General features: G+C 52.8%; 23 protein-coding genes, 1 pseudogene and 1 CRISPR repeat array. Of the genes and pseudogenes, 20 read left to right on the plus strand and 4 right to left on the minus strand.

Annotated features, from left to right (window positions below; genetic code table 11):
- Positions 1-53 precede the first annotated feature (53 nt).
- The 5 genes and pseudogenes from cysJ to cas3 all read left to right on the plus strand — a co-directional run.
- The gene (cysJ, locus tag D9597_RS02280) at positions 54-1,853 is read left to right on the plus strand and encodes an NADPH-dependent assimilatory sulfite reductase flavoprotein subunit (protein ID WP_130221526.1); all 1,800 of its coding nucleotides are present in this window, start codon (positions 54-56) and stop codon (positions 1,851-1,853) included.
- Positions 1,853-3,565, plus strand: coding sequence for an assimilatory sulfite reductase (NADPH) hemoprotein subunit (gene cysI, locus D9597_RS02285; RefSeq protein ID WP_130221527.1), 1,713 nt, complete (start codon positions 1,853-1,855; stop codon positions 3,563-3,565). The genes cysJ and cysI overlap by 1 nt, the downstream gene beginning before the upstream one ends.
- A gap of 84 nt (positions 3,566-3,649) precedes the next feature.
- Positions 3,650-4,384 (plus strand): phosphoadenosine phosphosulfate reductase, encoded by a 735-nt coding sequence (gene cysH, locus D9597_RS02295; protein ID WP_032222508.1) that lies wholly within the window; start codon positions 3,650-3,652, stop codon positions 4,382-4,384.
- A 264-nt stretch (positions 4,385-4,648) separates the two neighbouring features.
- A complete protein-coding gene (locus D9597_RS02305; protein ID WP_000956458.1) occupies positions 4,649-4,801 on the plus strand; it encodes a Hok/Gef family protein in 153 nt (50 codons plus the stop codon).
- A gap of 194 nt (positions 4,802-4,995) precedes the next feature.
- Positions 4,996-7,126, plus strand: a pseudogene (cas3, locus tag D9597_RS02310) (CRISPR-associated helicase Cas3'); the annotation flags it as partial.
- Position 7,127: 1 nt separating this feature from the next.
- Positions 7,128-8,011: direct repeats of the CRISPR family, unit length 27 nt; unit sequence GTGTTCCCCGCGCCAGCGGGGATAAAC.
- A gap of 82 nt (positions 8,012-8,093) precedes the next feature.
- Here the strand turns inward: cas3 and iap are convergent.
- The gene (iap, locus tag D9597_RS02315) at positions 8,094-9,131 is read right to left on the minus strand and encodes an alkaline phosphatase isozyme conversion aminopeptidase (protein WP_130214491.1); all 1,038 of its coding nucleotides are present in this window, start codon (positions 9,129-9,131) and stop codon (positions 8,094-8,096) included.
- 250 nt (positions 9,132-9,381) lie between these two features.
- Between iap and cysD the strand changes: the two genes are divergently transcribed.
- The 12 genes from cysD (at position 9,382) to rpoS (ending at position 19,154) form a co-directional block, all read left to right on the plus strand.
- Positions 9,382-10,290: a sulfate adenylyltransferase subunit CysD gene (cysD, locus tag D9597_RS02320; protein ID WP_130214490.1), complete on the plus strand. Its 909-nt coding sequence runs from the start codon at positions 9,382-9,384 to the stop codon at positions 10,288-10,290.
- Position 10,291: 1 nt separating this feature from the next.
- The gene (cysN, locus tag D9597_RS02325; protein ID WP_130221528.1) at positions 10,292-11,719 is read left to right on the plus strand and encodes a sulfate adenylyltransferase subunit CysN; all 1,428 of its coding nucleotides are present in this window, start codon (positions 10,292-10,294) and stop codon (positions 11,717-11,719) included.
- Entirely contained in the window at positions 11,719-12,324 is a 606-nt protein-coding gene (gene cysC / locus D9597_RS02330; RefSeq protein WP_130221586.1) for an adenylyl-sulfate kinase, read from the plus strand. The genes cysN and cysC overlap by 1 nt, the downstream gene beginning before the upstream one ends.
- 49 nt (positions 12,325-12,373) lie before the next feature.
- Positions 12,374-12,697 (plus strand): DUF3561 family protein, encoded by a 324-nt coding sequence (locus tag D9597_RS02335; RefSeq protein ID WP_130221529.1) that lies wholly within the window; start codon positions 12,374-12,376, stop codon positions 12,695-12,697.
- 193 nt (positions 12,698-12,890) lie between these two features.
- Positions 12,891-13,202: a cell division protein FtsB gene (gene ftsB / locus D9597_RS02340; RefSeq protein ID WP_000517476.1), complete on the plus strand. Its 312-nt coding sequence runs from the start codon at positions 12,891-12,893 to the stop codon at positions 13,200-13,202.
- Between the two features lie 18 nt (positions 13,203-13,220).
- Positions 13,221-13,931, plus strand: coding sequence for a 2-C-methyl-D-erythritol 4-phosphate cytidylyltransferase (gene ispD, locus D9597_RS02345; protein WP_130221530.1), 711 nt, complete (start codon positions 13,221-13,223; stop codon positions 13,929-13,931).
- Entirely contained in the window at positions 13,931-14,410 is a 480-nt protein-coding gene (gene ispF, locus D9597_RS02350) for a 2-C-methyl-D-erythritol 2,4-cyclodiphosphate synthase (protein WP_001219242.1), read from the plus strand. Before ispD ends, ispF begins: the two co-directional genes overlap by 1 nt.
- Positions 14,407-15,456, plus strand: a complete 1,050-nt coding sequence (gene truD, locus D9597_RS02355) for a tRNA pseudouridine(13) synthase TruD (protein WP_130214484.1) — start codon at positions 14,407-14,409, stop codon at positions 15,454-15,456. Before ispF ends, truD begins: the two co-directional genes overlap by 4 nt.
- Positions 15,437-16,198, plus strand: coding sequence for a 5'/3'-nucleotidase SurE (gene surE, locus D9597_RS02360; RefSeq protein ID WP_001516955.1), 762 nt, complete (start codon positions 15,437-15,439; stop codon positions 16,196-16,198). The genes truD and surE overlap by 20 nt, the downstream gene beginning before the upstream one ends.
- On the plus strand, positions 16,192-16,818 hold the full coding sequence (gene pcm, locus D9597_RS02365) for a protein-L-isoaspartate O-methyltransferase (protein WP_130221531.1): 627 nt from the start codon (positions 16,192-16,194) through the stop codon (positions 16,816-16,818). The genes surE and pcm overlap by 7 nt, the downstream gene beginning before the upstream one ends.
- A 141-nt stretch (positions 16,819-16,959) precedes the next feature.
- Positions 16,960-18,099: a murein hydrolase activator NlpD gene (gene nlpD, locus D9597_RS02370; protein WP_130214482.1), complete on the plus strand. Its 1,140-nt coding sequence runs from the start codon at positions 16,960-16,962 to the stop codon at positions 18,097-18,099.
- Between the two features lie 62 nt (positions 18,100-18,161).
- On the plus strand, positions 18,162-19,154 hold the full coding sequence (gene rpoS, locus D9597_RS02375; protein WP_000081550.1) for an RNA polymerase sigma factor RpoS: 993 nt from the start codon (positions 18,162-18,164) through the stop codon (positions 19,152-19,154).
- A gap of 119 nt (positions 19,155-19,273) precedes the next feature.
- Here the strand turns inward: rpoS and D9597_RS02380 are convergent, their stop codons facing one another.
- Positions 19,274-19,681: a MarR family transcriptional regulator gene (locus D9597_RS02380; RefSeq protein WP_130221532.1), complete on the minus strand. Its 408-nt coding sequence runs from the start codon at positions 19,679-19,681 to the stop codon at positions 19,274-19,276.
- Between the two features lie 146 nt (positions 19,682-19,827).
- Between D9597_RS02380 and D9597_RS02385 the strand changes: the two genes are divergently transcribed.
- Genes D9597_RS02385 through D9597_RS02395 form a run of 3 tightly spaced genes read left to right on the plus strand, consistent with a single transcriptional unit; the run spans position 19,828 to position 22,095 of the window.
- Entirely contained in the window at positions 19,828-20,421 is a 594-nt protein-coding gene (locus D9597_RS02385; RefSeq protein ID WP_130221533.1) for a non-oxidative hydroxyarylic acid decarboxylases subunit B, read from the plus strand.
- On the plus strand, positions 20,421-21,848 hold the full coding sequence (locus tag D9597_RS02390; RefSeq protein WP_046081190.1) for a non-oxidative hydroxyarylic acid decarboxylases subunit C: 1,428 nt from the start codon (positions 20,421-20,423) through the stop codon (positions 21,846-21,848). Before D9597_RS02385 ends, D9597_RS02390 begins: the two co-directional genes overlap by 1 nt.
- A 10-nt stretch (positions 21,849-21,858) precedes the next feature.
- Complete coding sequence (locus D9597_RS02395) at positions 21,859-22,095, plus strand: non-oxidative hydroxyarylic acid decarboxylases subunit D (RefSeq protein ID WP_130221534.1); 237 nt, start codon at positions 21,859-21,861, stop codon at positions 22,093-22,095.
- 38 nt (positions 22,096-22,133) lie between these two features.
- Here the strand turns inward: D9597_RS02395 and D9597_RS02400 are convergent, their stop codons facing one another.
- Together D9597_RS02400 and D9597_RS02405 are read right to left on the minus strand one after the other, a co-directional pair.
- Positions 22,134-23,498: a GntP family transporter gene (locus D9597_RS02400; RefSeq protein ID WP_130221535.1), complete on the minus strand. Its 1,365-nt coding sequence runs from the start codon at positions 23,496-23,498 to the stop codon at positions 22,134-22,136.
- A gap of 88 nt (positions 23,499-23,586) precedes the next feature.
- On the minus strand, positions 23,587-24,363 hold the full coding sequence (locus D9597_RS02405; RefSeq protein ID WP_130221536.1) for an HPr family phosphocarrier protein: 777 nt from the start codon (positions 24,361-24,363) through the stop codon (positions 23,587-23,589).
- Position 24,364 lies beyond the last annotated feature (1 nt).

Here is a 24,364-nt window from a genome sequence, read left to right on the forward strand (position 1 = left end):
ATGGGCGCTGACAGGGCCGATAAACAGCTTTGCTTACTGGAACATAACGACGCATGACGACACAGGTCCCACCTTCCGCGTTGCTTCCGTTGAACCCGGAGCAACTGGCACGCCTTCAGGCGGCCACTACCGATTTAACGCCCACCCAGCTTGCCTGGGTTTCTGGCTATTTCTGGGGCGTGCTCAATCAGCAGCCTGCTACGCTTGCAGCGACGCCAGCGCCCGCCGCAGAAATGCCGGGTATTACTATTATCTCCGCTTCGCAAACCGGCAATGCGCGTCGGGTCGCCGAAGCGTTACGCGATGACTTATTAGCGGTAAAACTGAACGTTAAGCTGGTGAACGCGGGCGACTATAAATTCAAACAAATCGCCAGCGAAAAACTGCTCATCGTAGTGACGTCAACGCAAGGAGAAGGGGAACCGCCGGAAGAAGCCGTCGCGCTGCATAAGTTTCTGTTCTCCAAAAAAGCGCCGAAGCTGGAAAACACCGCATTTGCCGTGTTTAGCCTCGGCGATAGCTCTTATGAATTTTTCTGCCAGTCCGGGAAAGATTTCGACAGCAAGCTGGCGGAACTTGGCGGTGAACGCCTGCTCGACCGTGTCGATGCCGACGTTGAATACCAGGCCGCTGCCAGCGAGTGGCGCGCCCGCGTGGTTGATGCGCTTAAATCGCGCGCGCCTGTCGCAGCACCTTCACAATCCGTCGCTACTGGCGCGGTAAATGAAATCCACACCAGCCCGTACAGCAAAGACGCGCCGCTGGTGGCGAGCCTTTTGGTTAACCAGAAAATTACCGGACGTAACTCTGAAAAAGACGTTCGCCATATCGAAATTGACTTAGGTGACTCGGGCCTGCGTTACCAGCCGGGTGACGCGCTGGGCGTCTGGTATCAGAACGATCCGGCACTGGTGAAAGAACTTGTCGAACTGCTGTGGCTGAAAGGCGATGAACCTGTCACCGTTGAGGGCAAAACCCTGCCGTTGAACGAGGCGCTACAGTGGCACTTCGAACTGACCGTCAACACCGCCAATATCGTTGAGAACTACGCTACCTTAACGCGCAGCGAAACGCTGCTGCCGCTGGTGGGCGATAAAGCGAAGTTGCAGCATTACGCCGCGACCACGCCGATTGTCGACATGGTGCGTTTCTCTCCGGCACAGCTGGATGCCGAAGCGCTGATTAATCTTCTGCGCCCGCTGACCCCGCGCCTGTATTCCATCGCCTCCTCGCAGGCGGAAGTCGAGAACGAGGTACACGTCACCGTTGGCGTGGTGCGTTACGACGTGGAAGGCCGCGCCCGTGCCGGTGGTGCCTCCAGCTTCCTCGCGGACCGCGTGGAAGAAGAGGGCGAAGTCCGCGTCTTTATCGAACATAACGACAACTTCCGCCTGCCCGCTAACCCGGAAACCCCGGTGATTATGATTGGCCCAGGTACCGGTATTGCGCCGTTCCGCGCCTTTATGCAGCAACGTGCTGCCGACGAAGCGCCGGGTAAAAACTGGCTGTTCTTTGGCAACCCGCACTTTACGGAAGATTTCCTCTACCAGGTGGAGTGGCAGCGCTACGTCAAAGAGGGCGTGCTGACACGTATCGATCTTGCCTGGTCGCGCGATCAAAAAGAAAAAATTTACGTACAAGACAAACTGCGCGAACAGGGCGCAGAACTGTGGCGCTGGATCAATGACGGTGCCCACATTTATGTCTGCGGCGACGCTAATCGCATGGCGAAAGACGTTGAACAGGCACTTCTGGAAGTGATTGCCGAATTTGGTGGCATGGACACCGAAGCGGCGGATGAATTTTTAAGTGAGCTGCGCGTAGAGCGCCGTTATCAGCGAGATGTCTACTAATGAGCGAAAAACATCCAGGGCCTTTAGTGGTCGAAGGTAAACTGGCAGACGCCGAGCGCATGAAGCTTGAAAGCAACTATCTGCGCGGCACGATTGCTGAAGATTTAAATGACGGCCTGACCGGTGGGTTTAAGGGCGATAACTTCCTGCTGATCCGCTTCCACGGCATGTATCAGCAGGATGACCGCGATATCCGCGCCGAACGTGCTGAACAGAAGCTGGAGCCGCGCCACGCCATGATGCTCCGCTGTCGCTTGCCGGGAGGCGTTATTACCACCAAACAGTGGCAGGCGATCGACAAATTTGCGGTGGAAAACACCATTTACGGTAGCATCCGTCTGACCAACCGTCAGACGTTCCAGTTCCACGGTATTCTGAAAAAGAACGTCAAACCTGCGCACCAGATGCTGCACTCGGTCGGTCTGGATGCGTTAGCCACCGCCAACGACATGAACCGTAACGTGCTGTGCACCTCGAACCCGTTCGAGTCGCAACTGCATGCGGAAGCGTATGAATGGGCGAAGAAAATTTCTGAACATCTGCTGCCGCGTACTCGCGCTTACGCGGAGATCTGGCTCGATCAGGAAAAAGTCGCTACCACTGATGAAGAACCGATCCTCGGCCAGACCTATCTGCCGCGTAAATTCAAAACCACGGTAGTGATCCCGCCGCAGAACGATATTGATCTGCACGCCAACGACATGAACTTCGTGGCGATCGCCGAAAACGGCAAGCTGTTAGGCTTTAACTTGCTGGTGGGCGGTGGGCTTTCCATCGAACACGGCAACAAGAAAACCTACGCCCGCACGGCGAGCGAGTTTGGCTATCTGCCGCTGGAGCATACGCTGGCGGTGGCGGAAGCCGTCGTGACAACTCAGCGTGACTGGGGTAACCGAACCGATCGTAAAAATGCCAAAACCAAATACACGCTGGAGCGCGTGGGGGTTGAGACGTTTAAAGCGGAAGTGGAGCGTCGCGCGGGGATCAAATTTGAACCGATCCGTCCGTATGAGTTCACCGGACGCGGAGATCGTATTGGCTGGGTTAAGGGCATTGATGATAACTGGCACCTGACGCTGTTTATCGAAAATGGTCGCATCCTTGATTATCCGGGGCGTCCGCTGAAAACCGGCCTGCTGGAGATCGCGAAGATCCACAAAGGCGATTTCCGCATTACGGCGAACCAGAATTTGATCATCGCGGGTGTACCGGAAAGCGAGAAAGCGAAGATCGAGAAGATCGCCAAAGAGAGCGGGTTAATGAATGCCGTCACGCCGCAGCGTGAAAACTCAATGGCCTGCGTGTCATTCCCGACTTGCCCGCTGGCGATGGCGGAAGCGGAGCGTTTCCTGCCGTCTTTTATCGACAACATCGACAATTTAATGGCGAAACATGGTGTCAGCGATGAGCATATTGTAATGCGTGTAACAGGCTGCCCGAACGGTTGTGGTCGCGCGATGCTGGCGGAAGTGGGTCTGGTGGGTAAAGCGCCGGGTCGCTACAACCTGCATCTTGGCGGCAACCGCATGGGGACACGTATCCCACGGATGTATAAAGAAAACATCACCGAGCCGGAAATCCTGGCGTCGCTTGATGAACTGATAGGGCGCTGGGCGAAAGAGCGTGAAGCGGGTGAAGGCTTCGGCGACTTTACGGTGCGTGCGGGCATCATTCGCCCGGTGCTCGACCCGGCGCGGGATTTGTGGGATTAACATGAATTGCCGCTTCTGCCCGGTCTTGTAGGCCTGATAAGACGCGACAGCGTCGCATCAGGCAAGGCAAACAGTGAGGAACTTATGTCCAAACTCGATCTAAACACCCTGAACGAACTGCCAAAGGTAGACCGGATTCTGGCGCTGGCCCAAACTAACGCCGAACTGGAAAAACTGGACGCTGAAGGCCGCGTTGCCTGGGCGCTGGATAATCTGCCCGGTGAATATGTGCTTTCTTCCAGCTTTGGCATTCAGGCGGCGGTGAGCCTGCATCTGGTGAACCAGATTCGCCCGGATATTCCGGTGATCCTCACTGATACGGGTTACTTGTTCCCGGAAACTTACCGCTTTATTGACGAGTTAACGGACAAACTCAAGCTCAACCTGAAAGTGTACCGTGCTACCGAAAGCGCCGCCTGGCAGGAAGCACGCTACGGCAAACTGTGGGAGCAGGGCGTTGAAGGCATTGAAAAATACAATGACATCAACAAAGTCGAACCGATGAACCGGGCGCTGAAAGAACTGAATGCGCAAACGTGGTTTGCTGGCCTGCGCCGTGAACAATCCGGCAGCCGCGCCAATTTACCGGTGCTGGCAATTCAGCGTGGCGTATTTAAAGTGCTACCGATTATCGACTGGGATAACCGAACTATTTATCAGTACCTGCAAAAACATGGCCTGAAATATCACCCATTATGGGACGAAGGATATTTATCGGTGGGAGATACCCATACAACCCGTAAATGGGAACCCGGCATGGCGGAAGAAGAAACGCGTTTCTTTGGCTTAAAAAGAGAATGTGGGTTACACGAAGGGTAAATATTGCCGGATAAATTAAACGCCTCTGTCAGAAATGATGGGGGCGTTTTTATTTTGCGAGCAGCATTCCTGATTTTAAACGTGAACGCCGCTGGAAGAATTAACAGGTATAGAATGGCGTTGGGTGCTTGAGGCTGTCTGGCGTTAAGCATTCGCGAGGTTCCAGATGGACAAAAGCCCCAGGCGATATTTCTATCAACCTGAGGCTTACGTTCGAACCCAAACAATTCGAATGTTAGTCTCTTCTTTGCAGGGAGGCAAGACATGCTGACAAAATATGCCCTTGTGGCAATCATCGTACTGTGTTGTACAGTACTGGGATTCACGCTGATGGTAGGCGACTCGTTGTGTGAGTTGAGCATCAGAGAACGTGGTATGGAGTTTAAGGCAGTTCTCGCTTACGAATCGAAGAAGTAGCCACCACGCGGGGGTAAAACCCCGCGTATTGAATTGTGATGGTTTGGTCTCCTGCACCCTTTTTTAATTTATATTGTTTATGTGAATATTATGCCTGTATTTATTATTCATATATATTACGGATGAAAATCATTTAATTATTCACAATGTAAATATTTTATTGAACGATATATGTCACAGATAATTTTTAATATATGCGTAAATATCCTTTAAGTTTCACTGAAGGATAAAAACATTGTGACTTTCTTTGATTTCTGGGGAAAAAACCGACGTGGCGAGAAAGACGGTGGCGACGACTATCATCTTCTTTGCTGGCATTCGCTCGATGTAGCCGCGATGGGCTATTTAATGGTCAAAAGCAATTGCTTCGGGCTGGCTGACTATTTTCGTCAATTAGGTATTTCAGATAGGGAACAGGCGGCACAATTTTTCGCCTGGTTGCTGTGCTGGCACGATACCGGAAAATTTGCCCGCTCTTTTCAGCAACTTTACCTGCACCCGAAACTCAAGGTTCCGGAAGGCGCCAGAAAGAATTACGAAAAGATCTCTCATTCAACGCTGGGCTACTGGTTGTGGAATCATTATTTAAGTGGATGCCAGGAGTTGCTTCCTTCATCTTCACTCTCTTCACGCAAACTTACACATGTAATAGCGATGTGGATGCCCATGACTACGGGGCATCATGGTCGCCCACCTGACCGCATTGATGAACTGGATAATTTTCTTCCTGAAGACAAAGCTGCCGCGCGAGATTTTCTCCTTGCAATCAAACCACTGTTTCCCCTTATAGAGATCCCTACATTCTGGGGTGATGACGAGGGTGTTGAACTTATAAAACACCTTTCCTGGTATATCTCTGCAACCGTCGTACTCGCAGACTGGACGGGTTCGTCAACGCGGTTTTTTCCACGCGTCGCACGTGCTATGGATATTGAAGATTACTGGCAGAAAACTTTAGTTCAGGCTCAAAACGCCTTAACCGTCTTTCCTCCAAAAGCAGAAACTGCACCTTTCACCGGAATTAATACGCTGTTTCCTTTTATTGAGCACCCGACACCGTTACAGCAAAAGGTACTGGATCTGGATATCAGCCAGCCTGGACCGCAGTTATTTATTCTGGAAGATGTAACTGGTGCAGGTAAAACGGAAGCGGCGCTTATCCTGGCGCACAGGTTGATGGCTGCGGGTAAAGCTCAGGGGCTGTTTTTTGGCCTGCCAACAATGGCCACGGCCAATGCCATGTACGATCGGCTGGTCAAAACCTGGCTTGCTTTCTATTCGCCAGAATCTCGCCCCAGCCTGGTGCTGGCACACAGTGCCCGCGCATTTTTGGACCGCTTTAATGAATCACTCTGGTCCGGTGATTTAGTCGGGTCAGAAGAACCGGATGAACAAACGTTCAGTCAGGGATGTGCGGCTTGGTTTGCCGACAGTAACAAGAAGGCGCTACTGGCTGAAATTGGCGTCGGCACGCTGGATCAGGCGATGATGGCAGTGATGCCTTTCAAGCATAATAGTCTGCGGCTTCTGGGGTTAAGTTACAAAATCCTGCTTGCTGATGAGATCCACGCCTGTGACGCTTACATGTCGTGCATTCTTGAAGGTCTGATCGAGCGACAGGCGCGTGGCGGAAACAGCGTTATTTTGCTTTCTGCCACGTTATCTCAACAGCAGCGCGACAAACTCGTCGCTGCCTTTTCGCGTGGCACAGAGGGCCAGCAAGAAGCTCCATTGCTGGAAAAAGATGATTACCCCTGGCTGACGCATGTCACGCAAACGGATGTGCATTCGCACCGGGTAGCGACGCGCAAAGACGTTGAACGTAGCGTGAGCGTGGGTTGGCTCCATAGTGAACAAGAGTGTATTGCGCGTATCGAATCGGCGGTAAGTCAGGGGAAATGCATCGCCTGGATCCGGAATTCTGTCGATGACGCTATTAAGGTTTATCGTCAGTTACTTGCCAGTGGCGTCATTCCTGCTTCCAGCCTTTCACTTTTTCATAGCCGCTTTGCTTTTAGCGATCGCCAGCGAATTGAAACGGAAACGCTCGCGCGCTTTGGTAAAGAGGGCTGCTCACAACGCGCCGGAAAAGTACTCATCTGTACCCAGGTATTAGAGCAGAGTGTCGATTGCGACCTGGACGAAATGATCTCCGACCTGGCCCCTGTTGATTTGCTGATTCAGCGAGCGGGGCGATTACAGCGGCATATTCGCGATATTAATGGTCAGTTAAAGCGTGATGGAAAAGACGAGCGTTCCCCTCCTGAATTGCTGATTCTGGCACCCGTCTGGGACGACTCTCCGGGTGACGAATGGTTTGGCAGTGGTGTTCCCCGCGCCAGCGGGGATAAACTGCTATCGACTGAACGAACTGGCAACCAATCTGGGTGTTCCCCGCGCCAGCGGGGATAAACTGGCACCGACGCGGCGAACAAATCAGCCGAAACGGTGTTCCCCGCGCCAGCGGGGATAAACTGTGGTTATCCCTGCCCGCCAGGGCATAAATAAAGTGTTCCCCGCGCCAGCGGGGATAAACCGAAAAAAACTCGGTCACGTTGACGTCAGCTCAAGTGTTCCCCGCGCCAGCGGGGATAAACCGCAGCTTCACGCAGAAAATATTCTGGCTGATGAGTGTTCCCCGCGCCAGCGGGGATAAACCGATTCCGCGCCTGTTTCAAGATGCGCGCCTTTAGTGTTCCCCGCGCCAGCGGGGATAAACCGTGGATTTGCAGACACTGTGAGTAGTATTGCTGCGTGTTCCCCGCGTCAGCGGGGATAAACCGGGAAAGACCCGGTTAGTAGCGTCGGGGTGAGGGTGTTCCCCGCGTCAGCGGGGATAAACCGCGCCTCGCTAATTCAATGGGCGGCCTGGTGGGGTGTTCCCCGCGTCAGCGGGGATAAACCGAAACAACGAGGAATGCCAAGTTCCGGGCGTCAGTGTTCCCCGCGTCAGCGGGGATAAACCGTGGGTCATGCCGGTGATTGCCTGCCCGTCGTGGTGTTCCCCGCGCCAGCGGGGATAAACCGGCAACTGAATCCAGCAAATCATTTTTAGGGTTGTGTTCCCCGCGCCAGCGGGGATAAACCCGTGTTTTCTTTGTTGCGGTAGGCAATATCGCCGTGTTCCCCGCGTCAGCGGGGATAAACCGCCAGTCGAAGATCTGGACGCGTGGGGAAAAGCGTGTTCCCCGCGTCAGCGGGGATAAACCGCGCTCCGCGCATAGTTTGCGCACCGCGCTGAAGAGTTCCCCCGCCCCTGCGGTAGAACTCCCAACCCCCATTTTCAACCCCATCAAGACGCCTTCGCCAGCTCCTTCACCAACGGTAGCATTATCCGCATAACATCACGGCAGCGGCGTTCTATTCTTCCAGGAAGTGCCTTATCTATATGCTGTTGATTATCCAGTCTTACGTCATGCCAGCTATTTCCTGCAGGGAATGCGGCTGTTTTTGCTCGTTGCTGATAACCATCCTTATTCCCAAGATTCCAGTTTGTCGCTTCCACCGAAAGTACAGCAATGCCCGCTTTGTCGAATATTTCTGCGTCATTACAACACCCGGTGCCTTTCGGATAGTTTTTATTCAAACCTGGATTTGTGGTGGCGGCAATTCCATGACTGCGGGCAATTGCCAGCGCCCGGTCGCGCGTTAATTTCCTTACTGCTTCAGGTGTTTTTACGCCACTGTTGAAATACAGCTTATCGCCAACAATCAGATTATCGAGGTTAATCACCAATAAAGTATTTTTCTTTTCGGTATCACTCATGCGCTTGAGTAAATTCTCAGCGCCTAATTTCCCTTCCTCTTCACCACTGGTGGCAATAAAACGAATCCCATACTCAGTCGGAATATCTTTCAGGCGTTCAGCCAGCTCCAGCATGACACCTAAACCTGCGGCATTATCATCCATTCCTTGTAACGTCAGCCCGCCGAGATTGGCATCTGCATCTGCGTCGCTCTGCGGGGCATAGGTATCCAGATGCGCCATAATGATGATCTGCTGCGGCGCTTTGCCTTCATGAGCGGCAATCACCGTACTTCCCGTCACGTTGTGCCAGTTTTTACGGTTATCGCGTGCGGTATAAATATATCGGCTATTAAATGTTCGAATATCACTGCGGTAACCCATTTGCTGAAACTGTTGCCGAATATAATCGGCAGATAACATTTCTGCGGGTGTTCCGGTCATTCGTCCCGGAAAGAAAGTGGCAATATGTCGCGCCTGTGTATTGGCAAAATCACCAGGTTTAGGTGATGAGGCGTGAACGGGGAGAATAAAGCATACGCCGAGCGCCAGGGCAGCGGTACGGTGGCGCAATGCGGAAAACATAGTGAGTCCTTAAATACCATGCAAAATTTTTACCGCCATAGTATGAAACTGCCGCTGCGCTAAAACAATTTCAAATCTTCCTAAACGCCCGAAATTCGGTAGCTTAAGCACTTTTTGATATTTGCTTTGCCAAAGCGTTATTCCGTTAAGGAACTACTCATTCCAATTGGTAATTTCATTCGTTCTCCTGCGCTCCCTATAGTCGAAACATCTGATGGCAAGAAAATAGCGGTATTGCAAAGGAACGGTTATGGATCAAAAACGACTTACCCACCTGCGGCAACTGGAGGCGGAAAGCATCCACATCATTCGCGAGGTGGCGGCAGAATTCTCAAATCCGGTGATGCTCTACTCTATCGGTAAAGATTCCAGCGTCATGCTGCATCTGGCGCGCAAGGCGTTTTATCCAGGTACGCTGCCGTTCCCGCTGCTGCATGTCGATACCGGCTGGAAATTCCGCGAGATGTATGAGTTCCGCGATCGTACGGCGAAAGCTTACGGCTGCGAGCTGCTGGTGCATAAAAACCCGGAAGGCGTGGCGATGGGGATTAATCCATTCGTGCACGGCAGCGCGAAACATACCGACATTATGAAAACCGAAGGTTTGAAACAGGCACTGAATAAATACGGTTTTGATGCCGCTTTCGGTGGCGCACGTCGCGATGAAGAGAAGTCCCGCGCCAAAGAACGAATCTACTCTTTCCGTGACCGATTTCATCGCTGGGATCCGAAAAACCAGCGTCCGGAGTTGTGGCACAACTATAACGGGCAGATCAACAAAGGCGAAAGTATCCGCGTCTTCCCGCTCTCTAACTGGACCGAGCAGGATATCTGGCAATACATCTGGCTGGAAAATATCGACATTGTTCCGCTGTATCTCGCTGCGGAACGTCCGGTTCTGGAACGCGACGGTATGTTGATGATGATTGATGACGACCGTATCGACCTGCAACCGGGTGAAGTGATTAAAAAACGGATGGTTCGCTTCCGCACGCTGGGCTGCTGGCCGCTGACCGGTGCGGTGGAGTCAAATGCACAAACGCTGCCGGAGATCATCGAAGAGATGCTGGTCTCCACCACCAGTGAGCGTCAGGGGCGCGTGATTGACCGCGACCAGGCAGGCTCTATGGAGCTGAAAAAACGTCAGGGGTATTTTTAAGATGAACACCGCACTTGCACAACAAATCGCCAATGAAGGCGGCGTCGAAGCCTGGATGATTGCGCAACAACATAAAAGCCTGCTGCGTTTTCTGACCTGCGGTAGCGTCGATGACGGCAAAAGTACCCTGATTGGTCGCCTGCTGCACGATACCCGCCAAATCTACGAAGATCAGCTCTCATCGCTGCATAACGACAGCAAACGACACGGCACCCAGGGCGAAAAACTGGATTTGGCGTTGCTGGTGGATGGCCTGCAAGCGGAACGCGAACAGGGCATCACAATCGATGTGGCTTATCGCTATTTCTCCACCGAGAAGCGTAAATTTATTATCGCCGATACCCCTGGGCACGAGCAGTACACCCGCAATATGGCGACTGGCGCGTCAACGTGTGAGCTGGCGATCTTATTGATCGACGCCCGTAAAGGCGTGCTCGATCAAACCCGTCGTCACAGTTTTATCTCCACGCTGTTGGGGATCAAACATCTGGTCGTAGCGATCAACAAAATGGATCTGGTGGATTACAGTGAAGAGACATTCACCCGCATTCGTGAAGACTACCTGACTTTTGCCGAACAATTGCCGGGCAATCTGGATATTCGCTTTGTGCCGCTCTCTGCGCTGGAAGGCGACAATGTAGCTTCGCAAAGTGAAAGAATGCCGTGGTACAGCGGCCCAACATTACTCGAAGTGCTGGAAACCGTGGAGATCCAGCGAGTGGTGGATGCCCAGCCAATGCGCTTCCCGGTGCAGTACGTTAACCGCCCGAATCTCGATTTTCGTGGCTACGCCGGAACGCTGGCTTCCGGCAGCGTGCAAGTCGGGCAACGTGTCAAAGTGCTGCCCTCTGGTGTGGAGTCAAGCATCGCGCGGATCGTCACTTTTGATGGCGATCGCGAAGAAGCCTTTGCCGGAGAAGCGATCACCCTGGTGCTGACGGACGAGATCGATATCAGCCGTGGCGATCTGCTGCTGGCGGCAGACGAAGCGTTACCGGCGGTGCAGAGCGCGTCAGTTGATGTGGTATGGATGGCGGAACAGTCGCTTTCCCCAGGCCAGAGTTATGACATCAAAATTGCCGGTAAGAAGACGCGTGCTCGTGTTGATGGCATTCGTTATCAGGTTGATATTAATAACCTTACCCAACGCGAAGTTGAAAACCTGCCGCTGAATGGGATAGGCCTCGTGGATCTCACCTTTGACGAGCCGCTGGTGTTAGATCGTTATCAACAAAATCCGGTGACGGGTGGGCTGATTTTTATCGATCGCCTGAGCAACGTGACTGTTGGTGCCGGTATGGTGCATGAGCCGAAAAACGAGGCCGCCGTTGCGCCGTCGGAATTTAGCGCGTTCGAGCTGGAACTGAATGCGTTAGTACGCCGCCACTTCCCGCACTGGGGCGCGCGCGATTTACTGGGAGGTAAATGATGGCGCTGCATGACGAAAACGTCGTCTGGCATAGCCACCCAGTAACTCCGCAACAGCGTGAACAACACCACGGCCATCGTGGTGTTGTACTGTGGTTTACCGGCCTCTCCGGGTCCGGTAAATCAACCGTCGCGGGCGCGCTGGAAGAAGCATTGCATAAACTCGGCGTCAGTACGTATTTGCTGGATGGCGACAATGTCCGCCACGGTTTATGCAGCGATCTCGGTTTTAGCGATGCCGATCGCAAAGAAAATATCCGTCGGGTCGGTGAGGTGGCGAATTTAATGGTCGAAGCCGGACTGGTGGTGCTGACGGCATTTATCTCACCACACCGCGCCGAACGGCAGATGGTTCGCGAACGTGTAGGAGAAGGGCGGTTTATCGAAGTGTTTGTCGATACGCCGCTGGCGATTTGTGAGTCTCGCGATCCAAAAGGCTTATATAAAAAAGCACGCGCTGGTGAACTGCGTAACTTTACCGGAATAGATTCCGTTTACGAAGCGCCTGAATCGGCAGAAATTCATCTCAATGGTGAACAATTAGTAACAAATTTGGTTCAGCAATTATTAGATCTACTGAGACAGAACGATATTATCAGATCCTGAGACACCATCGGGTTTTCATGCCCGGTTCGTCAAAGTAACAGGATCAGATATGCGTAATAGCCATAACATTACACTAACAAATAGTGCTAGCCTTACCGAGGACGAAGAAACCACATGGTCGCTACCTGGGGCCGTGGTCGGTTTTGTGTCCTGGCTGTGTGCACTGGCGATTCCGATGTTGATTTATGGCTCTAACACGCTGTTTTTCTTTATCTACACCTGGCCTTTCTTTCTGGCGCTGATGCCTGTTGCGGTGGTGGTAGGTATTGCGCTGCATTCCTTGATGGACGGGAAATTACGCTACAGTATTGTTTTCACTTTTATCACCGTTGGCATTATGTTTGGTGCACTGTTTATGTGGTTGTTGGGCTAATCTGTTCTTTCCTGTTCATTCTGTCCATAATTCAAACCGTAACCAATAATGAGATTATGTTCTGCGCGCCCTGGGTATACGTAACAGTGGACAAATGTGGTACATTTGCCCGCGTTGTCGCGGTATCCCCAACAGAGGATGTAGAGTCGTCTTCGGATGCATGGGATGAGGATGCCGTTTTTCAGGGGGCAGGATGGGTAAACTAACGCTGCTGTTGCTGGCTATTCTGGTCTGGCTACAGTATTCGCTGTGGTTCGGTAAGAACGGTATACATGACTATACCCGCGTCAATGATGATGTGGCGGCACAGCAAGCTACAAACGCGAAACTTAAAGCGCGAAACGATCAGCTTTTTGCCGAAATTGACGATCTCAATGGCGGCCAGGAGGCGCTCGAAGAGCGTGCGCGTAATGAACTCAGCATGACCAGGCCGGGCGAAACTTTTTATCGTCTGGTGCCTGACGCGTCGAAGCGCGCGCAGTCTGCGGGGCAAAACAATCGATAAATCAGCCCAGGAATTAACATGGCAACCACTCATTTGGATGTTTGCGCCGTGGTTCCGGCGGCCGGATTTGGCCGCCGAATGCAAACGGAATGTCCTAAGCAATATCTCTCAATCGGTAATAAAACCATTCTTGAACACTCGGTGCATGCGCTGCTGGCGCATCCCCGGGTGACGCGTGTCGTCATTGCAATAAGCCCTGGCGATAACCGCTTTGCTCAACTTCCTCTGGCGAATCATCCGCAAATCACCGTTGTTGATGGTGGTGAAGAGCGTGCTAATTCCGTGCTGGCAGGTCTGAAAGGCGCTGGCGATGTGCAGTGGGTACTGGTGCATGACGCCGCTCGTCCTTGTCTGCATCAGGATGACCTCGCGCGTCTGTTGGCGTTGAGCGAAACCAGCCGCACGGGAGGGATCCTCGCCGCGCCGGTGCGCGACACGATGAAACGCGCCGAGCCAGGCAAAAATGCCATTGCTCATACCGTTGATCGCAACGGTTTGTGGCACGCGCTTACGCCGCAATTTTTCCCTCGTGAGCTGTTACATGACTGCCTGACGCGCGCTCTAAATGAAGGCGCTACCATTACCGACGAAGCCTCAGCGCTGGAATACTGCGGTTTTCATCCGCAGCTTGTCGAAGGCCGAGCGGATAACATTAAAGTCACGCGCCCGGAAGATTTGGCGCTTGCCGAATTTTACCTCACCCGAACCATCCATCAGGAGAATACATAATGCGAATTGGACACGGTTTTGATGTTCACGCCTTTGGCGGCGAAGGCCCAATTATCATTGGTGGCGTGCGCATCCCTTATGAAAAAGGGCTGCTGGCACATTCTGATGGCGACGTGGCGCTGCACGCGCTGACCGATGCATTACTTGGTGCAGCGGCGCTGGGGGATATTGGCAAGCTATTCCCGGATACAGATCCCGCATTTAAAGGCGCTGACAGCCGCGAGCTGCTACGCGAAGCCTGGCGACGCATTCAGGCGAAGGGCTATACCCTCGGCAACGTCGATGTCACTATCATCGCTCAGGCACCGAAGATGCTGCCACATATTCCGCAAATGCGCGTGTTTATTGCCGAAGATCTCGGCTGCCATATGGATGATGTTAACGTGAAAGCCACTACTACGGAAAAACTCGGATTTACCGGACGTGGGGAAGGGATTGCCTGTGAAGCGGTGGCGCTACTCATTAAGGCAACAAAATGATTGAATTTGATAATCTCACTTACCTCCACGGCAAACCGCAAGGAACCGGGCTGCTGAAAGCCAACCCGGAAGACTTTGTGGTGGTGGAAGATTTAGGCTTTGAGCCTGATGGTGAAGGTGAGCATATCCTGGTGCGAATCCTCAAAAACGGTTGCAATACCCGTTTTGTGGCCGACGCACTGGCGAAATTCCTGAAAATTCATGCCCGTGAAGTCAGCTTCGCTGGGCAAAAAGACAAACATGCCGTTACGGAACAATGGTTATGCGCTCGGGTACCGGGCAAAGAGATGCCTGATCTGAGCGCGTTTCAACTGGAAGGCTGCCAGGTACTGGAGTATGCGCGCCACAAACGTAAACTGCGTTTAGGGGCGCTGAAAGGCAATGCCTTTACCCTGGTGCTGCGAGAAGTGAGCAATCGTGATGACGTAGAACAGCGACTGATCGATATTTGCGTGAAAGGTGTACCGAATTACTTTGGCGCGCAACGTTTTGGTATTGGTGGTAGTAATTTGCAGGGCGCGTTGCGCTGGGCGCAAACCAATACTCCGGTGCGCGATCGCAATAAGCGTAGTTTTTGGTTGTCGGCAGCTCGTAGTGCGTTGTTTAATCAGATTGTTGCTGAGCGTCTCAAAAAAGCAGAAGTTAATCAGGTTGTTGACGGTGATGCGCTACAATTAGCCGGGCGCGGCAGCTGGTTTGTTGCCACTAACGAAGAACTGGCGGAATTACAGCGTCGCGTGAACGATAAAGAGCTGTTAATTACAGCTGCAATGCCGGGTAGCGGCGAATGGGGAACCCAGCGTGAGGCGCTGGCATTCGAACAAGCAGCTGTCGCCGAAGAAACTGAATTACAAGCCTTACTGGTGCGCGAAAAAGTTGAGGCGGCGCGCAGAGCGATGCTGTTATATCCGCAACAATTAAGCTGGAACTGGTGGGATGACGTCACCGTCGAAATCCGTTTCTGGCTTCCGGCAGGAAGCTTTGCAACCAGCGTTGTCAGGGAACTTATCAACACAACAGGTGATTATGCGCATATTGCTGAGTAATGATGACGGGGTACATGCGCCCGGTATACAAACGCTGGCGAAAGCTCTGCGTGAGTTTGCTGACGTTCAGGTGGTCGCCCCCGATCGTAATCGCAGCGGCGCTTCAAATTCCCTGACGCTGGAATCCTCCCTGCGCACGTTTACCTTTGAAAATGGTGATATTGCCGTGCAAATGGGAACCCCGACCGATTGTGTCTATCTTGGCGTGAATGCTCTGATGCGTCCGCGCCCGGATATTGTGGTTTCGGGTATTAACGCCGGACCGAATCTGGGTGATGATGTTATTTATTCCGGCACGGTAGCCGCCGCGATGGAAGGCCGTCATTTAGGCTTTCCGGCGCTGGCCGTTTCACTTGACGGGCATAAACATTACGACACTGCTGCAGCAGTCACCTGCTCCATTTTGCGCGCACTGTGTAAAGAGCCGCTGCGTACCGGACGTATTCTCAATATCAACGTACCTGATTTACCGCTGGATCAGATTAAAGGTATCCGCGTGACTCGCTGCGGTACACGACATCCGGCAGATCAAGTGATTCCGCAGCAGGATCCGCGCGGTAATACGCTGTACTGGATTGGCCCGCCGGGCGGTAAGTGTGATGCCGGTCCGGGGACCGATTTTGCTGCGGTAGATGAAGGCTACGTCTCCATCACGCCGCTGCATGTAGATTTAACCGCGCACAACGCGCAAGATGTGGTTTCAGACTGGTTAAACAGCGTGGGAGTTGGCACGCAATGGTAAGCAGACGCGTACAAGCACTTCTGGATCAATTACGTGCGCAAGGTATTCAGGATGAGCTGGTGCTTAATGCACTTGCTGCCGTGCCGCGTGAAAAATTCATCGATGAAGCGTTTGAACAAAAAGCCTGGGACAATATCGCGTTGCCGATAGGTCAGGGGCAGACAATTTCGCAGCCGTATATGGTGGCGCGAATGACTGAATTACTCGAACTGACGCCGCAGTCGCGAGTGCTGGAGATCGGCACTGGTTCAGGATATCAAACAGCAATTCTGGCACATCTTGTCCAGCATGTATGCTCGGTCGAGCGGATTAAAGGATTGCAGTGGCAGGCGCGCAGACGTCTGAAAAATCTTGATTTACACAATGTTTCAACCCGTCACGGTGATGGATGGCAAGGTTGGCAAGCACGTGCGCCGTTTGACGCTATCATTGTAACGGCTGCACCGCCCGAAATCCCGACAGCGTTAATGACGCAACTGGATGAGGGCGGCATTCTCGTCTTACCCGTAGGGGAAGAGCACCAGTATTTAAAGCGGGTGCGTCGTCGGGGAGGCGAATTTATTATCGACACCGTGGAGGCTGTGCGCTTTGTTCCCTTAGTAAAGGGGGAGCTGGCTTAGCGCGTGAGGAAAATACCTGGAATTTTCCTGGTTATTTTGCAGCAGGTCAGCGTATCGTGAACATCTTTTCCAGTGTTCAGTAGGGTGCCTTGCACGGTAATTATGTCACTGGTTATTAACCAATTTTTTCCTGGGGGATAAATGAGCGCGGGAAGCCCAAAATTCACCGTTCGCCGTATTGCGGCTTTGTCACTGGTTTCGTTATGGTTGGCTGGCTGTTCTGACACTTCAAATCCACCGGCACCGGTCAGCTCCGTCAATGGCAATGCGCCTGCAAATACCAATTCTGGTATGTTGATTACGCCGCCACCGAAAATGGGGACGACGTCTACAACGCAGCAACCGCAAATTCAGCCGGTACAACAGCCACAAATTCAATCGGCTCAACAGCCGCAAATCCAACCGGTACAGCCTGTTGCCCAACAACCTGTGCAAATGGAAAACGGACGCATCGTCTATAACCGTCAGTACGGGAATATTCCGAAAGGCAGTTATAGCGGCAGTACTTACACCGTGAAAAAAGGCGACACGCTTTTCTATATCGCCTGGATTACCGGCAACGATTTCCGTGACCTTGCCCAACGCAATAATATTCAGGCGCCTTACGCTCTGAACGTAGGTCAGACCTTACAGGTGGGGAATGCTTCCGGTACGCCAATCACTGGCGGAAATGCCATTACCCAGGCCGACGCAGCAGAGCAAGGAGTTGTGATCAAGCCTGCACAAAATTCCACCGTTGCTGTTGCGTCGCAACCGACAATTACGTATTCTGAGTCTTCGGGTGAACAGAGTGCTAACAAAATGTTGCCGAACAACAAGCCAACTGCGACAACGGTCACAGCGCCTGTAACGGTACCAACAGCAAGCACAACCGAGCCAACTGTCAGCAGTACAACAACCAGTACGCCGATCTCCACCTGGCGCTGGCCGACTGAGGGCAAAGTGATTGAAACCTTTGGTGCTTCTGAGGGAGGCAACAAGGGGATTGATATCGCAGGTAGCAAAGGACAGGCAATTATCGCGACCGCAGATGGCCGCGTTGTTTATGCCGGTAATGCGCTGCGCGGCTACGGTAATCTGATTATCATCAAACATAATGATGATTACCTGAGTGCCTACGCCCATAACGACACAATGCTGGTCCGGGAACAACAAGAAGTTAAGGCGGGGCAAAAAATAGCGACCATGGGTAGCACCGGAACCAGTTCAACACGCTTGCATTTTGAAATTCGTTACAAGGGGAAATCCGTAAACCCGCTGCGTTATTTGCCGCAGCGATAAATCGGCGGAACCAGGCTTTTGCTTGAATGTTCCGTCAAGGGATCACGGGTAGGAGCCACCTTATGAGTCAGAATACGCTGAAAGTTCATGATTTAAATGAAGACGCGGAATTTGATGAGAATGGAGTTGAGGTTTTTGACGAAAAGGCCTTAGTTGAAGAGGAACCCAGTGATAACGATTTGGCCGAAGAGGAGCTGTTATCGCAGGGCGCAACACAGCGTGTGCTGGACGCGACTCAGCTTTATCTTGGTGAGATTGGTTATTCGCCACTGTTAACGGCCGAAGAAGAAGTTTATTTTGCGCGTCGCGCACTGCGTGGTGATGTCGCCTCTCGCCGCCGGATGATCGAGAGTAACTTGCGTCTGGTGGTAAAAATTGCCCGCCGTTATGGCAATCGTGGTCTGGCGCTGCTGGACCTTATCGAAGAGGGTAACCTGGGGCTGATCCGCGCTGTTGAGAAGTTTGACCCGGAACGTGGTTTCCGCTTCTCAACTTACGCAACCTGGTGGATTCGCCAGACGATCGAACGGGCCATTATGAACCAAACCCGTACTATTCGTTTGCCGATTCACATCGTAAAGGAGCTGAACGTTTACCTGCGAACCGCACGTGAGTTGTCCCATAAGCTGGACCACGAACCGAGCGCGGAAGAGATCGCAGAGCAACTGGATAAGCCAGTTGATGACGTCAGCCGTATGCTTCGTCTTAACGAGCGCATTACCTCGGTAGACACCCCGCTGGGTGGTGATTCCGAAAAAGCGTTGCTGGATATCCTGGCTGATGAAAAAGAGAACGGTCCGGAAGACACCACGCAAGATGACGATATGAAACAAAGCATCGTCAAATGGCTGTTCGAACTGAACGCCAAGCAGCGTGAAGTGCTGGCACGTCGATTCGGTTTGCTGGGGTACGAAGCGGCAACACTGGAAGATGTAGGTCGTGAAATTGGCCTCACCCGTGAACGTGTTCGCCAGATTCAGGTTGAAGGCCTGCGCCGTCTGCGTGAGATTTTGCAGACTCAGGGGCTGAATATCGAAGCGCTGTTCCGCGAATAAGCAAGCATCTGTCAGAAAGGCCAGTCTCATATGAGGCTGGCCTTTTTCTTTTGGTTGGTGAGTCGGTGTGTTTGCAGGCTGGATAAGACGCGATATCGTCGCATCCGGCAATTTGCACCCTATGTGTTCATCATTTTTCGCACCAGCTGCATAAACAGTTCCTGCTCTTCTGCACTCAAACGCCCCAAAAATTCTTCATCCACGCCGTCACCAATGGGGATAGCTGCCGCAAGTACCTTTTCTCCTTCCGCAGTCAGCCAGACAAAGCGACGCCGCTTATCGACGGTGTCATGCTCTCGTCTGACCAGGCCACGATTTTCCATTCTTGCCAGAATTTCCGCCAGCGTTGCCTTAGTGCTGACAGCTGCTTCTATCAGCGCAACCTGCTCTATACCGGGGTGTTCAGCAATAGCGCGCATTACCGCGTACTGCGGTTTGGTCAGATCAGGTAACTCATGCTGCCAGCGAGACGTGTGTTGCTGAAAAAGCTGTCGTAACTGATGGAACGCTTTATTTCGTAACGCCATGTAAACTCCGGGCTAATTCTCTGCCGTTATCATAGCGGTTTTTTAGTGACGAAGAAGATGTTGTTACTTTTCTGCACTTGCCGCTACGTGAATAGAAGGGTATGTTAATAATAACGTTCGTGTACGAACAATTAAGGGAATAAAAAATGAGACTGATCGTCGGGATGACTGGGGCTACAGGTGCGCCTCTTGGTGTGGCATTACTGCAAGCACTAAAGAAGATGCCCGGTGTTGAAACACATCTCGTGATGTCGAAGTGGGCGAAAACTACCATTGAACTGGAAACGCCCTACAGCGTCCACGATGTCGCTGCCCTGGCAGACTATTGCCATAACCCGGCGGATCAGGCGGCGACTATCTCCTCAGGTTCCTTTCGTACCGATGGCATGATCGTTATTCCGTGCAGCATGAAGACGCTGGCTGGTATCCGTGCTGGCTATGCCGATGGGCTGGTGGGGCGCGCTGCTGATGTTGTTCTCAAAGAAGGGCGCAAGCTGGTGCTGGTGCCGCGTGAAATGCCGCTCAGTACTATCCACCTTGAAAATATGCTCGCGCTTTCCCGTATGGGCGTGGCGATGATACCGCCCATGCCTGCCTTCTATAACCATCCCGAAACGGTAGATGACATTGTCCACCACGTGGTTGCCCGCGTGATGGATCAGTTTGGCCTCGAACATCCTCAAGCCAGGCGCTGGCAAGGATTGCCGCAGTCCGGGAGTTTTTCTCTGGAGAATGAATAATGGCTTTTGATGATTTACGCAGCTTTTTACAGGCACTCGACGACCAGGGGCAATTGCTGAAAATCAGTGAAGAGGTTAACGCCGAGCCAGATCTGGCCGCTGCTGCCAACGCCACCGGGCGTATCGGCGACGGCGCACCCGCGCTGTGGTTTGATAATATTCGCGGCTTTACCGATGCGCGAGTGGCGATGAACACCATCGGTTCCTGGCAGAACCACGCGATTTCCCTCGGCCTGCCGCCGAACACGCCGGTTAAAAAACAGATTGATGAGTTTATCCGCCGCTGGGATAACTTCCCGATTGCCCCGGAGCGCCGCGCGAATCCAGCCTGGGCGCAGAACACTGTCGATGGCGAAGAGATTAACCTGTTCGATATTCTGCCGCTGTTTCGCCTGAACGATGGCGATGGCGGTTTCTATCTCGATAAAGCCTGCGTGGTTTCCCGCGATCCGCTCGACCCGGATAACTTCGGCAAGCAGAATGTCGGCATCTACCGTATGGAAGTGAAGGGCAAGCGTAAGCTCGGCCTGCAACCGGTGCCAATGCACGATATCGCCCTGCATCTGCATAAAGCGGAAGAGCGTGGCGAAGATTTGCCGATTGCCATCACCCTTGGTAACGATCCGATCATCACGCTGATGGGCGCTACACCGCTGAAATACGATCAGTCTGAGTACGAAATGGCGGGCGCACTGCGCGAAAGCCCATACCCGATCGCTACCGCCCCGCTGACCGGTTTTGATGTGCCGTGGGGCTCGGAAGTAATCCTCGAAGGGGTTATCGAAAGCCGCAAACGCGAGATTGAAGGGCCGTTCGGTGAGTTTACCGGCCACTACTCCGGCGGGCGTAACATGACCGTGGTGCGCATCGATAAAGTCTCTTACCGCACGAAACCGATTTTCGAATCGCTCTATCTCGGTATGCCGTGGACCGAAATCGACTACCTGATGGGGCCTGCCACCTGCGTGCCGCTGTATCAACAACTGAAAGCCGAGTTCCCGGAAGTGCAGGCGGTAAACGCAATGTACACCCACGGCCTGCTGGCGATTATCTCCACCAAAAAACGCTACGGCGGCTTTGCCCGCGCGGTGGGCCTGCGTGCGATGACCACGCCGCACGGTCTGGGCTACGTGAAGATGGTGATTATGGTCGATGAAGACGTTGACCCGTTCAACCTGCCGCAGGTGATGTGGGCGCTCTCCTCGAAAGTGAACCCGGCGGGCGACCTGGTGCAGTTGCCGAATATGTCCGTGCTGGAACTCGACCCAGGCTCAAGCCCGGCGGGGATCACCGACAAGCTGATTATCGACGCTACCACGCCTGTCGCCCCGGACAACCGTGGTCACTACAGCCAGCCGGTGGTGGATTTGCCGGAAACTAAAGCCTGGGCTGAAAAACTGACCGCTATGCTGGCCGCACGTAAATAAGGAGAACAAGATGATTTGTCCACGTTGTGCCGATGAACAGATTGAAGTGATGGCAAAATCGCCCGTGAAAGATGTCTGGACGGTCTACCAGTGCCAGCATTGCCTTTATACCTGGCGCGATACAGAACCGCTACGCCGCACCAGCCGTGAACATTATCCGGAAGCGTTCCACATGACGCAAAAAGATATTGATGACGCGCCGATGGTGCCGAGCATTCCGCCGCTGCTGGCGGAAGATAAGCGCTAAATAAAAGGTCCGATGCCCATCGGACCTTTTTATTAAGGTCAAATTACCGCCCATACGCACCAGGTAATTAAGAATCCGGTAAAACCGAGAATGGTCGTTAACACTGTCCAGGTTTTCAGACCGTCTGCTACCGACAACCCCAGATATTTGGTCACAATCCAGAACCCTGAGTCATTAATATGTGACGCGCCAAGCCCACCAAAGCAGGCCGCCAGTGTCACCAGTACGCACTGAATCGGATTCAATCCCATCACCGCTTCCGAGAGTAATCCACCGGTTGTCAGGATTGCTACGGTGGCTGAACCCTGCGATGCGCGCAGCGCCAGAGAAATAATAAATGCCGCAGGCAACAGAGGCAGGTCAATCATTTGTAACATATTGGCAAGGGCTTTACCGACGCCAGACTCCACCAGCACTTTGCCAAATACCCCACCGGCACCAGTAACCAGAATCACTACCGCCGCAGTGGGAAGGGCTGAGCCCATAATGTCGCTGGTGTGTTGTAAGCTCCAGCCGCGACGTAAGGCCAGTAACCAGAATGCCAGCACCAGCGCAATCATCAGAGCCACCATCGGTGAGCCGAGCAGTTGCAGCGTACCAAGCAGGGGATGCGAGGCTGGCATTAGCGTTGCGGAAACCGTACCCGCCATAATAATCGCGATAGGAATAACAATTAATGAGGTGACCAGCGCGACGCCCGGCGGATTTATTTTATCGCTTAATTTTGTCTCGCCTTCCTCACTGGCTGGTGCCAGCTGCATCTGTTCCAGTACTTCCACCGACATCGCATATTGGCGCTTATTGATTATTTTCGCTGCAAAATAGCCGACAATGCCTACAGGAATAGAAATTGCGATACCGATTATGGTCAGCCAGCCGATGTCTGCGTGGAGTAGCCCGGCAGCGGCAACGGGGCCTGGATGCGGCGGTACTGCCACGTGAACAGTAAGCATTATCCCGGCGACCGGCAGGCCAAATTTAAGCGGCGATATTTTGGCAACCTTGGCAAAACCGTAAATGATTGGCGCAAGAATAATAAAGCCGACATCAAAGAAAACAGGAATACCGAGGAAGAACGCTGCCAGAGTCAGTGCGGCAATAGTCCGTTTGTCTCCTAACTTGCGGCTGAAATAATTAGCCAGCGACTCTGCACCGCCAGAGTGTTCAATCATGCGACCCAGCATGGCACCAAGGCCGATAATGATGGTGACGGAGCCAAGCACACCGCCCATCCCGGCGATCATCACTTTACCCACTTCGCCCGCCGGGATACCCGCCGCAAGTGCGACTAACAGGCTGACGAGAAGCAGAGCAACGAATGGTTGTACCTTTGCCTTGATGACCAGCAGCAACAGCATGATTACGCCAGCTAACGCAATGCATAACAATGTAATTGTGGACATGGAAAACCCTGTCTGAAAGTTATAGTTAACCTACCCCATCCGTAGATGGGGGGATGTATGGGTACGTTGTAATTATGGATTGAGCGAATTAGCGCCAGGCGTCAAACCAGCCAAGCCCTTCTTCGGTGAGGCCACGAGGTTTGTATTCACAACCGATCCAGCCCTGATATCCCACCTCATCGAACAGGCGGAACAGCCACGGATAGTTGATCTCACCATCGTCCGGTTCATGTCGATCGGGCAGTCCGGCAATTTGTACGTGGGCATATTTCCCGGCGTAATCACGGATTAAATGCGTCAGGTCGCCATCCACTTTTTGCGCATGGAAAGTATCTAGTTGAATAAACACGTTATCTCGCGCAACCTCTTCAACAATAGCCAGTGCCTGATACTGGCTGGAGAAGAGATAATGAGGTTTAACGCCGGGGCTGAGTGCTTCAACCAAAACTCGCTTGCCGTGCGGCGCAAAGCGGTCGGCAGCGTAGCGGAGATTATCGATAAAAACAGCCCGATACCGTTCAGCGTCTTCGCCTGCGGGCACGACGCCTGCCATCACATGGACTTGTTCACAATTGAGCGCCAATGCATATTCCAGTGCCAGGTCGATGTCTGCGCGTGCTTCGTGCTCACGTCCGGGAAAGGCGGATAATCCCCATTCCCCCGCATTAACATCTCCGGGAGCGGTATTGAACAGCGCCAGCGTCAGATGATTTTGCGCCAGTTGCTGCCGGATTTGCTGGGTGGAGTAGTCATAGGGAAACAGAAATTCCACAGCATCAAACCCGGCTTTTCGCGCTGCGGCGAAGCGTTCAATAAAAGGCACTTCGGTGAACATCATGGATAAATTAGCTGCAAAACGAGGCATT

This window comes from Escherichia sp. E13S3 (assembly GCF_004212325.1).
Lineage (GTDB): Bacteria > Pseudomonadota > Gammaproteobacteria > Enterobacterales > Enterobacteriaceae > Escherichia.